General features: G+C 65.8%; 12 protein-coding genes. 10 read left to right on the plus strand and 2 right to left on the minus strand.

Annotation, left to right across the window (positions count from 1 at the left end; all coding sequences use genetic code 11):
- Position 1 precedes the first annotated feature (1 nt).
- The 9 genes from AB4Z00_RS07125 (at position 2) to AB4Z00_RS07165 (ending at position 9,921) form a co-directional block, all read left to right on the plus strand.
- Positions 2-1,798: a pilus assembly protein TadG-related protein gene (locus AB4Z00_RS07125; RefSeq protein ID WP_243840877.1), complete on the plus strand. Its 1,797-nt coding sequence runs from the start codon at positions 2-4 to the stop codon at positions 1,796-1,798.
- Between the two features lie 76 nt (positions 1,799-1,874).
- Positions 1,875-2,036, plus strand: coding sequence for a Flp family type IVb pilin (locus tag AB4Z00_RS07130; protein ID WP_442045452.1), 162 nt, complete (start codon positions 1,875-1,877; stop codon positions 2,034-2,036).
- Between the two features lie 29 nt (positions 2,037-2,065).
- The gene (locus AB4Z00_RS07135) at positions 2,066-2,500 is read left to right on the plus strand and encodes a TadE/TadG family type IV pilus assembly protein (protein ID WP_442045453.1); all 435 of its coding nucleotides are present in this window, start codon (positions 2,066-2,068) and stop codon (positions 2,498-2,500) included.
- Complete coding sequence (locus AB4Z00_RS07140; RefSeq protein WP_132267832.1) at positions 2,501-2,962, plus strand: hypothetical protein; 462 nt, start codon at positions 2,501-2,503, stop codon at positions 2,960-2,962.
- An 80-nt stretch (positions 2,963-3,042) separates the two neighbouring features.
- Complete coding sequence (locus AB4Z00_RS07145) at positions 3,043-4,020, plus strand: response regulator (RefSeq protein WP_442045454.1); 978 nt, start codon at positions 3,043-3,045, stop codon at positions 4,018-4,020.
- Between the two features lie 199 nt (positions 4,021-4,219).
- Positions 4,220-5,464, plus strand: a complete 1,245-nt coding sequence (locus AB4Z00_RS07150; RefSeq protein WP_442045455.1) for a diguanylate cyclase domain-containing protein — start codon at positions 4,220-4,222, stop codon at positions 5,462-5,464.
- Between the two features lie 232 nt (positions 5,465-5,696).
- Positions 5,697-6,002, plus strand: coding sequence for a hypothetical protein (locus tag AB4Z00_RS07155; protein WP_132267835.1), 306 nt, complete (start codon positions 5,697-5,699; stop codon positions 6,000-6,002).
- The gene (locus AB4Z00_RS07160; protein WP_442045456.1) at positions 5,999-9,004 is read left to right on the plus strand and encodes a response regulator; all 3,006 of its coding nucleotides are present in this window, start codon (positions 5,999-6,001) and stop codon (positions 9,002-9,004) included. The genes AB4Z00_RS07155 and AB4Z00_RS07160 overlap by 4 nt, the downstream gene beginning before the upstream one ends.
- The gene (locus AB4Z00_RS07165; protein ID WP_132267839.1) at positions 9,001-9,921 is read left to right on the plus strand and encodes a diguanylate cyclase; all 921 of its coding nucleotides are present in this window, start codon (positions 9,001-9,003) and stop codon (positions 9,919-9,921) included. The genes AB4Z00_RS07160 and AB4Z00_RS07165 overlap by 4 nt, the downstream gene beginning before the upstream one ends.
- Positions 9,922-10,028: 107 nt before the next feature.
- Here AB4Z00_RS07165 and AB4Z00_RS07170 read toward each other — a convergent pair whose 3' ends face one another.
- Positions 10,029-11,081, minus strand: a complete 1,053-nt coding sequence (locus AB4Z00_RS07170) for a Leu/Phe/Val dehydrogenase (RefSeq protein WP_132267840.1) — start codon at positions 11,079-11,081, stop codon at positions 10,029-10,031.
- A 136-nt stretch (positions 11,082-11,217) separates the two neighbouring features.
- On the opposite strand from AB4Z00_RS07170, the gene AB4Z00_RS07175 reads away from it, so the two are divergent.
- Complete coding sequence (locus AB4Z00_RS07175; RefSeq protein WP_442045457.1) at positions 11,218-11,679, plus strand: Lrp/AsnC family transcriptional regulator; 462 nt, start codon at positions 11,218-11,220, stop codon at positions 11,677-11,679.
- A gap of 31 nt (positions 11,680-11,710) precedes the next feature.
- Here the strand turns inward: AB4Z00_RS07175 and AB4Z00_RS07180 are convergent, their stop codons facing one another.
- Positions 11,711-12,502 carry a hypothetical protein gene (locus tag AB4Z00_RS07180; RefSeq protein WP_442045458.1) on the minus strand — a complete coding sequence of 264 codons (792 nt, stop codon included), beginning with the start codon at positions 12,500-12,502 and terminating at the stop codon, positions 11,711-11,713.
- Between the last annotated feature and the right edge of the window lie 472 nt (positions 12,503-12,974).

The raw sequence follows: 12,974 nt of genomic DNA on the forward strand, positions 1-12,974 counted from the left end.
CGTGGCCCGCCTCCGCCCCTTCCCCAGACTGCGGCCCCTGCGCGAACTGAAAGGCGACGAGGGCGGCGTGATCGGGCCGATGGTGGCGGTGCTGGGCGTCTCGCTGCTGGGCGCGGCGGGGCTGGCTCTGGATGTCGGGCTCTACTACCAGGGCAACCGCGACTTGCGCGCGGCCACCGAGGCGGCGGCGCTGGCGGCCGCCATGGACCCCTACCGCGCCGAAGCCCGCGCGCGCGACTACCTGACCCGCAACGGCTACGATCCCGCCGTGCTCAAGTCGGTCCAGATCGGCCGCTACTGCGCTGACATCGGCCAGGCCACCGACCAGCGCTTCGACCCGACGATGGCGCGCTGCCCCGGCAACGGCCTCGCCAATGCGGTCCGGGTGGTCACGAGCAAGGCAAGCCGCCGTTTCCTCACCGGCGTCCTGGGCGAAGCCGGCCCGATCCCCGACCTCACCGCCACCGCCTCCGCCGCCCGCATCGATGAGGCAGGGGTGAGTGTGACTTCGGGGCTGCTGACGATCTCGAACCCGCTCGTCACCCTCGTCAACAACCTGCTCGGCGCGCTGCTGGGGATCCAGTTGCGCCTGACAAGCACCGACATCGAAGGTTTGATGAACGGCAATGTCGATGCCGGCCTGTTCTTCGACGCGCTGGCCGGCAGGACGGGCTTCACCGGGACTTACGGAGACCTGATAAAGGGCAGCTACGGCCTTCGCGACATCGCTACCGCCGCGGCCGCCGCCACTACCGATGCGAAGACCAGAGCCGGCCTGACCGCCTTTGCCGGGCAGGTGACCAACAGTTACCGGGTGCCGCTCTCCGGCCTCTTTTCGGTGGGCGTGTGGAAGAACATGCCGGTGGGCGGCGCCGATGCGCAGCCCGCGCTGCGGGCCGGCATGAACGCCTATCAGCTCGTCTCCTTCGCGTCGCAGGCGAACCCTGCCGTGATCGACCTTTCCACCCTGACTGGACTGGTACTGCCGGACAGCGTGGCGAGCATCAAACTGGGCGTCTCCGGCTTCGATGCCATGCCGCGCTTTTCGTTCGGCCCCGCCGGAGAGACCAGCGTGGGCACCTCGCTGATCCGGCTGGGCGTGAACCTGAAGATCATCGACATTCCGATCCCCGTTCTCGGAGACCTGGCCAAGGCCAACGTCCCCCTGATCGTCGATGTCGCCGCCAGCAGCGCCAAGGTCTCGGCCATCGACTGTACGGGCAGCACCGAACAGGGCCGCGACACCCAGGTGACCGTCCAGGCCAACAGCGGGCTGGTGAACGTCTATCTCGGCAGCGCCCCGGCCAATGCACTCACAAAGGTCATGCCGCCGCTGACCGCCAGCGACATCACCCCGGCGACGATCATCAGTTCGAAGCTCCTGTTCATCCCCCTGCTGGAGGTGACGGCGCGCGCCGCGGTGCAGCCGGTGACCGGCGCCAGCTCGTCGCTCGTATTCGGGCCGGGAGGGACCGGCACGGTCGGCAGCCCATCGCTCCAGGGCAAGGCGGTGACGATCGGCAACGATGTCTCGCTGGGCGCCACGGTCACCTCGCTGACCACCAGTCTTCTCGATCAGGGAGGGCTGGAAGTGAAGCCCCTGGGAACGTGCCTCGGCACTTGCAACACGCAGCTTCGCCTCTCGCTGGTCAATGGGGTGGTCCAGCCCGTTGCCGGGCTTGTCAGCGGTGTGGTCGATCCCCTGCTGAACAACCTGCTTTCGGTGCTGGGCATCCAGCTCGGACACGCGACCGTCTGGGTGACCGGTGCGCGGTGCGGAGTGCCTGTTTTGATTTAGTTTTCATGAAGACTGCCACCGGAGTCCTCCAACCGGTTGCGGAAATTTAATCGGAGGAATTGGGGAGTATTGAGCCATGAATACCATTCGTAAGCTTTTCGCGCGTCTGATGACTGACGAACGTGGTCTGACGGCCGTAGAATATGCAGTATTGGGAGCGATTGTTGTGGCTGCAATTGGCGGCGTAGGCAGTACGTTTGGAACGAGCCTCAGAGATGCATTTAATAATCTGATATAAATTTGACGCGCTTCTCACGGAAAGGGCTGATGACTAACGCGTTCAACATAAAAGGTTTGTTGAAATGCAACCGCGGAATGGCGGCGCTGGAGTTTGTGTTTCTCGCTCCGGCGCTGCTGGCCCTGGTCTTCGGGATCATCATCTACTCGATCTACTTCAGCGCGCTGATCGGCGTGCGGCAGGCTGCGGCCGAAGGGGCGCGGGCTGCCGTTGCCGGGCTTTCCACCAGCGAGCGCGTCGATCTGGCGCAGAAGCGGGCGAAGCAGGTTGTCGATGGTTATGGCCGCATTCTCGGCAGCGGCACGTCCGCTGTAATAACCGCTTCATCGGATGGAGTGGGTGCGTTCAAGGTCAAAGTCAGCTATGACATGAGCGGCAGTCCAATAATGAAATACGGGAACTTCGTTCCCTTGCCATCGTCGAACGTAGAAGCAAGCGTCGTCGTGACAAATGGGGGATATTGAATGGCTGGTCTGAGTTATTTCAATCTGGCCTTGCTGATAATCTTGCTTCTCCCGGCGGTGATTTTGCCTTGGGAGGGGCGAAGGCCACCTGATCTTCTCTATGTTGTTATCGCTATCGGCGGCCTCAGCTTCGCTGCGCTGAAAGGCGGCGCGCCCGCGCTTGCCTGGGCGATGGCGGCGGGCGCCGGGTGCCTGATACTGGTGGCTGGCAGCGTCGCCGCCCTGCGTGCGGGCATGGGGCTGAGGGTGCTCACGGGCAGCCAGATCAAGCTTCTTGCCGCCGGGGCTACCTGGCTCGGTCTGGTCGGAGCACTGACCATGATCGCGATCACAGCCATGACGCTGCTCGTACTGGCAAGCGCACAGCAATTCCGCACCGCCGCGCGCCGTCCCGACTCGGGGGCGATCGTGGCTGTCGCCATCTTCTGCGTGGGCCTTCAGCAGGTTCTGCCGTCAATCTGAAAGGGGCAACCTCCGCTCAGGCGAGGTTGGGTGTGCCGATGAACGTAATGAATCCCAGCTGGCGGTCCCGCCTAGGAGCCATGCTCAACCCGGCCCAGCCCCACGGGGCGGCGGACGAGGATGCCGTCGGCGATGAAACGATGCGGCCCGAGCCGGTTCTCATCGTCGACGACGATGAGGATTTCGGCAGCGAATGCGCCTTCAGCCTGCGGCTCATGGGCTATGACCCGATCGTCGCCACGAGCGCGGAAGAGGCCATGGCCCTGTTCGAGAGCAACGAGATCTCGATCGCCATCGTCGACTACAACATGCCCGGGCAGGACGGCATCGCGCTGATTCACGCCCTGGGCCAGAATGCCGAGGCGCGGGGCCTGCGCCTTCAGTTCATCATGGCCACGGGCTATGCCAGCAAGGATGTCGCCATCGACGCCATGCGGGCATCGGCGGTGGATTTCCTGGAAAAGCCGATCAACCAGTCGGACTTGCGCCAGGCCCTGCAGCGCATCAAGGGCCTGCGCCAGACGCCCGACGCGCGCGAATCGCTGCTCGGCAAGATGTCCAGCCTCAGCACGGAACTGCAGCGGCTGGCGATGCTGATGGACGATCCCGGCGCGCAGCCGCAGATCCGCGCGGGAGACCTGGTGCGCGAGCCGGAGCCTGTCGTCAGGGTTCCGCTTTCCGAAATCCCGGCAATCCCCGAGGCCGGACAGCTTACCGACTTCATCCGCGAACTCCTGCGCAAGGAAATGAAGCGCCGTGAGATCGGCGGCGGAGAATTGTTCGGCGATCCGGCCTGGGAAATGCTGCTCGACCTGCTGCTCGCCAAGATCGAGGGGCGGCGCGTTTCCGTTTCCAGCGCCTGCATCGCCTCCGGCGCGCCGATGAGCACGGCGTTGCGGCTGGTGCGCCGGCTGGTCGGCGAAAGCGTGCTTTGCCGCCTGCCCGACGAACACGACCGGCGCCGGCACTTCCTGATCATCAACCCGAAGTTCGAAGGCCCCTTGCTGGAGTACCTGACCGAGCAATTGCGCCAGCGCGCGAAATCCGGCGTGAAGTGACGGCCTGAGGATCGAAGCGCCCGCATGCGAGGTTGAAGGGAGCGGCTGCGCACGGCCGCTCCGCGCAAGTCGAGAAAAACCAGATCTTCGGAACCGGAACCCGGGGAGCGACCACCGCAAACGATTCATGCGGCCGGTGGAACGGTTTGTTTACGAACAACCGTTAACCAAGCGCCATCCTTCCCGACGCGAAGTTCCCATGACCATAGATCCGCGCACAATGCTGTTCATGACGAATGCCGTGGCCTTCGTGGCTTCGGCGTTCCTGCTGTTCGAATGGCACCTGCTGCGCGAACGGTCGCTGGCTTACTGGAGCGCCGGATTCGCCGCGATCGTCCTGGGCTGCGCGATCACCCCCTTGCGCGAGGCGGGCTTCTTCATCGCCGGGGTCTGGCTGGCCAACGGCCTGCTGGTGACGGCGCATCTGGCATTTCTCTACGGCACGGCCGCGTTTCTCGGCCGCCGGGTGTCGCCGGGCTGGTGCCTGACGCTGCCGGTCTGGGGGCTGATGCTGGCAATCCCCGACGATGCCTCGCGCACGCAAGTGCTGTCGATGATGAACGCCTTGCTGGTGGCTGTGCTCTCGCTGAAATCGGGGCACATGCTGGGCGGCCTGCGCCAGCACCGCAATCCCGATTCCGCGCTTCTGGCTTTCGCATTCCTGGCGCACGGCGGCTTCTACTTGTTCAAGACGCTGACGGCCTTCGTCCCCGGCGCTTTCGTCAACCTCTTCCACTACACCGGCCTGATGATCTTGGTCTCGCTGTTCGAGGGGATCATGATGGAAGTGGCGCTGGCGCTGTCGATCGTCGGCGCGCTGCGGCGTCGGCGCGAGCGCAGCATCGTCCGCCTGGCCGAGCACGACCCGCTGACCGGCCTGCTCAACCGCCGCGGGTTCGACGTGCGCGCCCGCGCGGCACTGGAGGAGGAGGGCGCTCCGGCGGCGCTGCTCCTGCTGGATATCGATCACTTCAAGTCGATCAACGACGGGTACGGCCACCCCGAAGGCGACCGCCTGCTGGTGGCCTTGGGCGTGTTCCTCAATTCCACCCTGCCGGGGCACGCGATCTGGGCGCGACTGGGCGGCGATGAATTCGCCATCCTGCTGCCCCGCACCGATTCCTTCGCGGCGCAGAGCTTGGCCAAGGCGCTCTGCCGCGGCTTTGCCAGCGTCGGCGGTGGACGCGGGAACGGCGGCACGCTCAGCATCGGCTGCGCGACCCAGTCGGCCGGCGCGATCGACCTTGAGACGCTGTTCGGCGTGGCGGACCGCGCGCTTTACGATGCCAAACGTCAGGGCCGAAACCGGCCCAGCCACCGCGAGGTCGGCGCCGAATCGGTTGCGCCCCCGGCGCCGCGCGACCGCGCCTTTCGCAGTGCCATCCCTCTTGTGACGCTTCCGGTCGACGCGCCAAGGCCCCGAGAAATCGTTCCTACACGGTAAAGTATCGTTTCCTTTGAGTGCGACAATCGAATGCAGCATTCGGTTGATCGCGAATAGGCAAAGGCGACTTGAGAAACATTTACGAAAACAATACCTGATGCGCTTAAGCTATCGCTTTGACCCGGGGGGGACAAACTTGCGATCGAGCTACGTTGAAGTGCGAAGTCAGGATGTCCATGACACGGCGCGGCCGTTCAAGTTGGAAGGCGAGGCTTTTCGAGTCCGCGATCTGTTGCCCGCCCTCTCTCTGCTGGGCGCGGGGCTGCTGGCCTTGCTCGTGGCCTCGATCTGGAGCGACGCCACTGACGACAAGTTCGTGGTGATAACGCCGCCCGGCTGGTCGCAGGGACGGACCGTGGCACTGGTTCGCGGCATGGACGGCACGCTGGTCCGCACCGGAAACTTCGCCAACGTGGTCTTCGCCGCTTCGGCCGATCCTGCCTTTGCGGCCAGGGCCCGCGCGGCCGGCGCCTGGCTGGTGGCGCCTGCGCCGCTCGCGGCCGGATGCACCGATTCCAGCCTGGAGCCCGTGCTGTGAACGCCGCCGTAGACCGGCTGCGCAACCAGTTCGGCCATATCCTGGTCCCGCTGCTTTGGGGTCATGTCCTCATCCAGGCTGCTGTCGCCCAGACGCTGAGCACTTCGGGAAGCTGGTCGGCGCTGCGGGCCGGGATCGCGGCAGCGATCGTCGCCGCGGCCTATCATGTCACCTGGCGGCGGTTCGGCACGGCGCCGGCCACGCGCTATCTCTCGGCCGTGGCGCTCATGGCGGAACCGGCCATGCTGTTGTTCCTGCTGCGCGGGCACCCGTGGCAGATGGACATGCACATGTACTTCTTCGCGATGCTGGCGCTGACGATCGCCTGGCTGGACCGGGAAGCGATCCTGGTGGCCGCGGCCGCCATCGCCGCGCATCACGTCGTATTGCTCTATCTCCTGCCCTATGCGGTGTTCCCGGGCGCGGGTAACCTGGAGCGGGTGGCGCTCCATGCCACGATCGTCGCTTTCCAGACCGGCGTGCTGGTCTGGCTGAACAACATGCTCCACGCCAGTTTCGATCGCAGCGCGCGCATGAGCGAGGAAATCGTCGCCAAGAACGCCGCGCTGGAGGAACGCACGCACGAGGCTGAAGAGGCGACCCGTGCCAAGTCGATGTTCCTGGCCAATATGAGCCACGAGATCCGCACGCCGATGAACGCGATCCTGGGCTTCTGCCACCTGGTATCGCGCACCGAACTGGACGAGCGCCAGCGCGGCTATGTCGAGCGGATCAGCAGTGCCGGTGCATCCCTGCTGCGCCTGATCAACGACATTCTGGACTATTCGAAGAACGAGGCCGGCAAGCTCACTCTGGAAGCACGGCCTTTCGACCTTCGCGCCGCTATTGCCGGGCAAGTGCAGCTGCTCTCGGTGGAGGCGGCGGCGAAGGGCGTGCAGATCGTGCCGCAGATCGATCATCGCCTGCCCGTCAGCGTGGTGGGAGACGAACTCCGCTTCTCGCAAGTGGTGCTCAACCTGCTGAGCAATGCGGTCAAGTTCTCCGACCGGGGCGCGGTGACCATCGGCCTCGACTTGCTCTCGGCCGGGGACCAGGCGCTGGAAGTGACGCTTTCCGTGCGCGACCACGGCATCGGCATGAGCGCGGAGCAGCAGGCCAGCCTGTTCCGTTCCTTCTCGCAAGGGGACAATTCCACCACCCGCCGCTTCGGCGGCACCGGGCTGGGCCTGGCCATCTGCCGCCAGATCGTGGAGCAGATGGGCGGCGACATCCGCGTGGACAGCGCTCCCGGGCAGGGCAGCACTTTCACCTGCCCCATGCGCTTCGCCGCGCGCAAGGCGCTGGGCGAAGGTGCCGTTCCCGCGCCGCATATCCGCGGGCTGCGGGTGCTCGCAGCCGATGACAATGCGGCGGCGCGGCATCTGGTGGAGGAGATCTTCGAAGGCTGGGACATGGGCGTGGACCTTGTCGCTTCGGGCGAGGAAGCCGTTTCCGCCTTCGGCAGCGCGGCCGGGCGCGACCAAGCCTACGACCTCGTCCTGCTCGACTGGAAGATGCCCGGCATGGACGGCATGGAGGCCGTGCGCGAGCTTCGCCGCATGCAGCACGGCGCGCCGTCTCCGGTGACGCTGATCGTCACGGCGTATTCCGTGGACGAAATGGCCGCCGAAGCGGGCGAGGCGGGGGTCTCCGCCTTCCTGACCAAGCCGATCGAGCCCCATGCCCTGCTGGAGACCATCACCTCGCTCTTTGCCGAAGCCGCCATCGAGCATGGCCCGGGCCATGCCGAAGCCGCCATCGAGCATGGCCCGGGCCGCACCGCGCCGCATCGGCGCCGGGGCAGTCCCAGCCTGGCGCCGCCCCCGGTCGAGACGCTGGGCGCCGAAGTGGAAGGCAAAGTCGATCCCCGCCTGCGCGGCCTGCGGGTGCTGCTGGTCGAGGATAACGAGATCAACCGCGAGATCGCGACCGAACTGCTGACTCATGCCGGTCTTGTCGTGGACTGCGCCGAGAACGGGCGGGTCGCCTGCGACAAGGTGGCCCAGAACGGCAGGGCCTATGCCGGGGTGCTCATGGACGTGCAGATGCCGGAAATGGACGGGATCGAGGCAACGGCGGTCATCCGCCGCACCTGGCCCGCAGAGGAACTGCCGGTCATCGCCATCACCGCCCATGCTTTCGACGCCGAGCGGCAACGCTGCCTGGACGTGGGCATGAACGACCATGTCGCCAAGCCGGTCGATCCGGCTCAGCTGATCCGCACGCTCAATCGCTGGCTGAAGCCCGCGCGCGAAGGCATCGCGCCTGCAGCGAGCGTGGTGGCAGAGAAGCCGGTGGGAACGGACGCGGGAGAAACCGCGAAAGCGCGCGCGGCCATGACTGACCTGCCCGACCGGCTCGGCCCCTTCGGCATTGCCGAGGCGTTGAAGCGCGTGAACGGCAAGGCGTCTCTGCTCCGCAAGCTGATCGTCAGTTTCGCGGGAACTTACGCCGATGCCGCGCAGGACATCCGGCAGCGGATCGCGGCGGGGCAAGTTGCCGATGCCCGGCGCGTGGCCCATAGCCTCAAGGGCGTGGCAGGATCGCTGGAACTGCGCGAGCTCCAGGCCTGTGCCGCCGATGTCGAACACTGGCTGGCGCGCCACGATCTGGCACCGGCCGCTGCCGCGCTGGCGGCGCTCGAACCGGAACTGGCCAGGGCCGTCGCCGCGGCGCGGTCGCTGGCCGAAACGCCCGCGATCAATCCCGTCGTACCGACCGCCGATGTCGATCCCGGTGCCGCGCGCACCGGCAACCTGGCCGACGGGCGCGAGGATCTGCGCGCCCTGCTGCGGCGCCGCAGCCTGAGCGCACGCGGCGCCTTCGACCGGCTGGCGCGCGATATGGGCCTCACTGAAGCCGAACGCGCCGCTCACCCCCTGCACGAGGCTTTGCAGCGGCTGGACTATGCCACCGCCCTGGCTCTGCTGGACGAATTGCCGGGCGCTCCGCAAGGTAACCCGGCCCCTGAAGGCCCCGTCTCTCAAGGAATCCCTTCGTGACCAAAGCGACCATTCTCGTCGTCGATGACGATGTGGCGAACATCGAGATCATGAACGCCGTGCTCGAAGACGACTACGACGTCTGCTTCGCCACCACCGGCGAAGAAGCGATCGAGACGGCGCGGTCGGTCGATCCCGACCTGATCCTGCTCGACGTGATGCTGCCGGGCCTCGACGGTTTCGAGGTCTGCCGCCAGCTCAAGACGGATCCGGTCATGGCGGACGTGCCGGTGATCTTCATGACCGGCCTCGGCGATGCCGAGGACGAGATGCGCGGCCTGTCGCTGGGCGCGATCGACTATGTGGCCAAGCCGATCCAGCCCGCCGTCCTGCGCGCGCGGGTGAGCAACCATGTCGAGCTGAAGCGCCTGCGCGACAAGCTGGCCGAACTGGCGGTAACCGACGCGCTCACCGGCCTCAGCAACCGCCGCCAGCTGGAACGGACGCTGGAAGGCGAATGGGTGCGGTTGTGCAGGACCGGGGACTGGCTCTCGGTCATCATGCTGGACATCGATTTCTTCAAGCAGTTCAACGACACATATGGCCATGTCGCGGGGGATCGCTGCATCGTCATGATCGCCGCTTCGCTCAACCGTGCCTTGCGGCGGATGACGGCGGTGACGGCGCGCTATGGCGGTGAAGAATTCGTCTGCATCCTGCCGGGCGCCGATCCGGTTACGGCGATGCAGGTGGCGGAGGAGATCCGGCGGCAGATCAATGCCCTGCAGATCCCGCATGAAACGTCGAACGTCAGCCCTTGCGTCACGGTCAGCGTCGGCGTCGCCAGCGCGCGCTGCACGGGCGACACTTCGCCCGAACGCTGGATCGCCGAGGCCGACAAGCAGCTCTACCTCAGCAAGGTGAGCGGGCGGGACCGGATCGTCGCCACCGAATTCGAAGTGCCCTGTTTGGGCTGAAGGGGGCCTGGGCTGAAGGGGGTTTGGCTGAAATCGGCCCGGACGGAAGCCTATAGGGAGAACGTCGTCCCGGGTCAGACCCGGGACGACGGATTTTCCGGAAGCTGTCAGGCCGGTTCGGCGACGCGTTCCTGCATCAGGCGTTCCGCGGTGCGGTCGGCCACGGTCGAAGGGGCGAGGCCCTGCCTTGCGGCTTCGTCCAAAACGGCGGCGACGCGCGGGCCGATCTGAAGAACGCGCTCGCGCACTTCGTCCGCGCTCTCGCGCAAGTATTCGGCCGCCACGTTGATGATCCCGCCGGCATTGGCGACATAGTCGGGCACGTAAGTCACGCCGCGCTCGAGCAGGCGCGCGGCCATGTCCTCGCTGGCGAGCTGGTTGTTGGCCGCGCCGCAGACCAGCTGGGCCTTGAGCGCGTCCACCGTGGCCTCATCGAGCGCGCCGCCGAGCGCGCAAGGGGCGAAGACGTCAGCCGCAACCCCGGCGATCTCGTGGATGGGGACCACGCGGGCGCCATGGCGTTCCGCCATGCGTGCGCAGCGCGCGGGGTCGATGTCGGCCACGATCAGTTCGGCACCGGCCTCGGCCAGCAGATCGCACAAGTGCGCGCCGACGTTGCCGACGCCCAGCACCGAGACGGTCATGCTCGAAAGCCCGCTGCCGGACCGAAGCGCGACGGCCGCGCGCATCGCTTCGAACACGCCCAGCGCCGTCCAGGGCGAGGGATCGCCGCCGGCGCGGCCGGGCAGGGCGGTGCGGCCTGCGACATGGTCGGTATAACGCGCGACCGCTTCCATGTCGGCCACGGAAGTGCCCACGTCCTCGGCCGTCACGTAACGGCCTTCAAGCCGCGCGACGGCCTGGCCGAAAGCCTCGAACAGAGCGGCGCGATCGAAATCGCCGGCCGGGCGGCGCAATACCGCCTTGCCGCCGCCGAAGGGCAGTTCGGCCATGGCGTTCTTGTAGCTCATCCCTTCGGCCAGACGCACGGCATCGGCCATGGCGGCGCTTTCGTCGGGGTAGGTCCAGAAGCGGCATCCGCCGGCGGCCGGGCCGCGTGCGGTCGAGTGAATGGCGATCACCCCGTCGAGACCGGCTGCTTCGTCGTAGAGACGGACATATTCCATCGGCGGCGTCATGCGGCTGGCGCGGGCGACCATTTTCGAACTCCAGTCAGGATGGCGTGATTGCCGCCTGCCTTATGACAGTTCCGTGGAGGGCATTCTCTCCTCATTCCGGGCCGATTGGGCTGATTGAGAGCAAGACTGACCTCATAAATGCTGATATGGGGAAGAAATGACCGATCTTGATCCCTACGAGCGGAAGATTCTCCGCGAACTCCAGCGCGACGCGAGTCAGACCACGGCCCAGATCGCGGAACGGGTTGGCCTGTCATCCTCCCCATGCTGGCGCCGCATCGACCGGCTGGAACGCGAAGGCTTCATCAGGCGCCGGGTCGCCCTGGTAGATCGCAAGAAAGTGGGGCTGGACGCACATGTCTTTGCGCAAGTGAAGCTCAATGCCCATGGCCGCGCGAACCTGGACGAATTCTCGGCCAAGATTCGCGAATTTCCCGAGGTGCTGGACTGTTATGTGCTGATGGGCTCGATCGACTTCCTGATCCGCGTCGTCGCTGCCGACATCGAGGCTTACGAGAAGTTCTTTTTCGAGAAGCTCTCCCAGTTGCCGGGGGTGCAGGAACTCAACTCGATCGTCGCGCTCTCGGAGATCAAGGCCACGACGGAACTGCCGATCTGAAGGCGGTCGGTTCCGGGAGCGCTTGCGCGTCTCAGTCCTCCAGCTTGCGAATGCGGTTGTAGAGCGCGCTGCCCTGTTCGCTCGGCTCGATGGCCCAGCTTCGTTTGGCGCATTGCCGGGCGCGTTCGAGCAGTTCCGCGTCGCGGCCCAGTTCGTAGCGGTCGAGCCAGAGGTTGCCGCGCTGGATCAGGAGGATGCGCATCTCGTCCTTGTCGAGGCCGCTCGCCTTGCGCGTCACCAGGTCGGTATGGGGGATAGCCTCCACCGACCGGCCCGACTCCCGCAAGGCCGATACCAACGCGATAACCAGGTCTCCGGGAGGTGGATCGTCCGCCCCTTCCAGCCAGGCGGCGGCAAGTCTGGCCTCTTCACGCGGGGTCCCGTACCTGCGCGCCAGGCGAAGGCCTTCGAAGCGGTCCTCTCGCCAGGGCAAGCGGTAGGCCTGCGCGGCCTCTACCGCCGCCAGCAGGGGCAGGCGATCGTCTTCCTCGACACGGGCGCGAAAGCCGAATGCGATGAGCGCGCGCTCGGCCTTGTCGCGCGCTGCGTCGGCCGGCGTGCGCAATTCCGCTATCGCAGCGGCCAGCGCAGGCGTCATCAGCACATATCCGGAGGCGAGGGGCACGCTGCGTGTTCGGCCCGAGGCAAGGCGAAGCTGCACCGCGCGTGTATGGGGATCCACGCGGAGGATCGTGGCCGTGTCATCCGGGTCGTCCAGATAGAAAGTGCCATGGAGCAGCGCCTCGATCAGGGCCTGGCAGTTTGGCCTATGGAGCAGCGGCACGATGTCCTCGCCGCTGATGTCCTCATCGTCGATAGCCACTTCCGCAGACCTCCTTCCTGAGGGGCCGTTCTAAGGCCTTTCGGCAAGGGTTGGATATAGCCTGGGCACCCCGGTCCAGGATTCGCCTTCGGCTGCACCTCTTCAGGCAGCAGGAAGGCGGCGGCCATTGGAAAGCGGCGGCGGGCAGTGGTTTTTGGCGAGTATGTCGTTTTTTTGAAATTAGTGTTTGACCGAATCACGGGTGGCACTTAGAGGGCCTCTCACCGCAGCGAACCACACGGTCTTGCAGCGGTCGCCAAGACATTACGGGCAACATGCTCCCCGAGGTTAAAATCGGGGATGGCTGGTTGTCCGGGTTTTTTGTCTGGTGGTTCTTTGACATTGTAGGTTTTAGATGAAGGGACATGTGGGCGACGGCGCCTGCTCCCGGGGCTTCAGGGCTCGGGGTGGCAGTAGATAGTCGTTACCTTTACATGTCCTTACGTAACCATACGTTTAGATATGTGCAGGG

Origin of the sequence: Novosphingobium sp. YAF33 (assembly GCF_052113265.1) — a bacterium.
Taxonomy (GTDB): Bacteria; Pseudomonadota; Alphaproteobacteria; order Sphingomonadales; family Sphingomonadaceae; genus Novosphingobium.

Coding starts and splice junctions, on each gene's coding strand:
- AB4Z00_RS07175 (WP_442045457.1), top strand. CDS start 11,218: ATGACCGATCTTGATCCCTACGAGCGGAAGATTCTCCGCGAACTCCAG.
- AB4Z00_RS07145 (WP_442045454.1), top strand. CDS start 3,043: ATGCTCAACCCGGCCCAGCCCCACGGGGCGGCGGACGAGGATGCCGTC.
- AB4Z00_RS07170 (WP_132267840.1), bottom strand. CDS start 11,081: ATGGTCGCCCGCGCCAGCCGCATGACGCCGCCGATGGAATATGTCCGT.
- AB4Z00_RS07150 (WP_442045455.1), top strand. CDS start 4,220: ATGACCATAGATCCGCGCACAATGCTGTTCATGACGAATGCCGTGGCC.
- AB4Z00_RS07130 (WP_442045452.1), top strand. CDS start 1,875: ATGAATACCATTCGTAAGCTTTTCGCGCGTCTGATGACTGACGAACGT.
- AB4Z00_RS07135 (WP_442045453.1), top strand. CDS start 2,066: ATGACTAACGCGTTCAACATAAAAGGTTTGTTGAAATGCAACCGCGGA.
- AB4Z00_RS07140 (WP_132267832.1), top strand. CDS start 2,501: ATGGCTGGTCTGAGTTATTTCAATCTGGCCTTGCTGATAATCTTGCTT.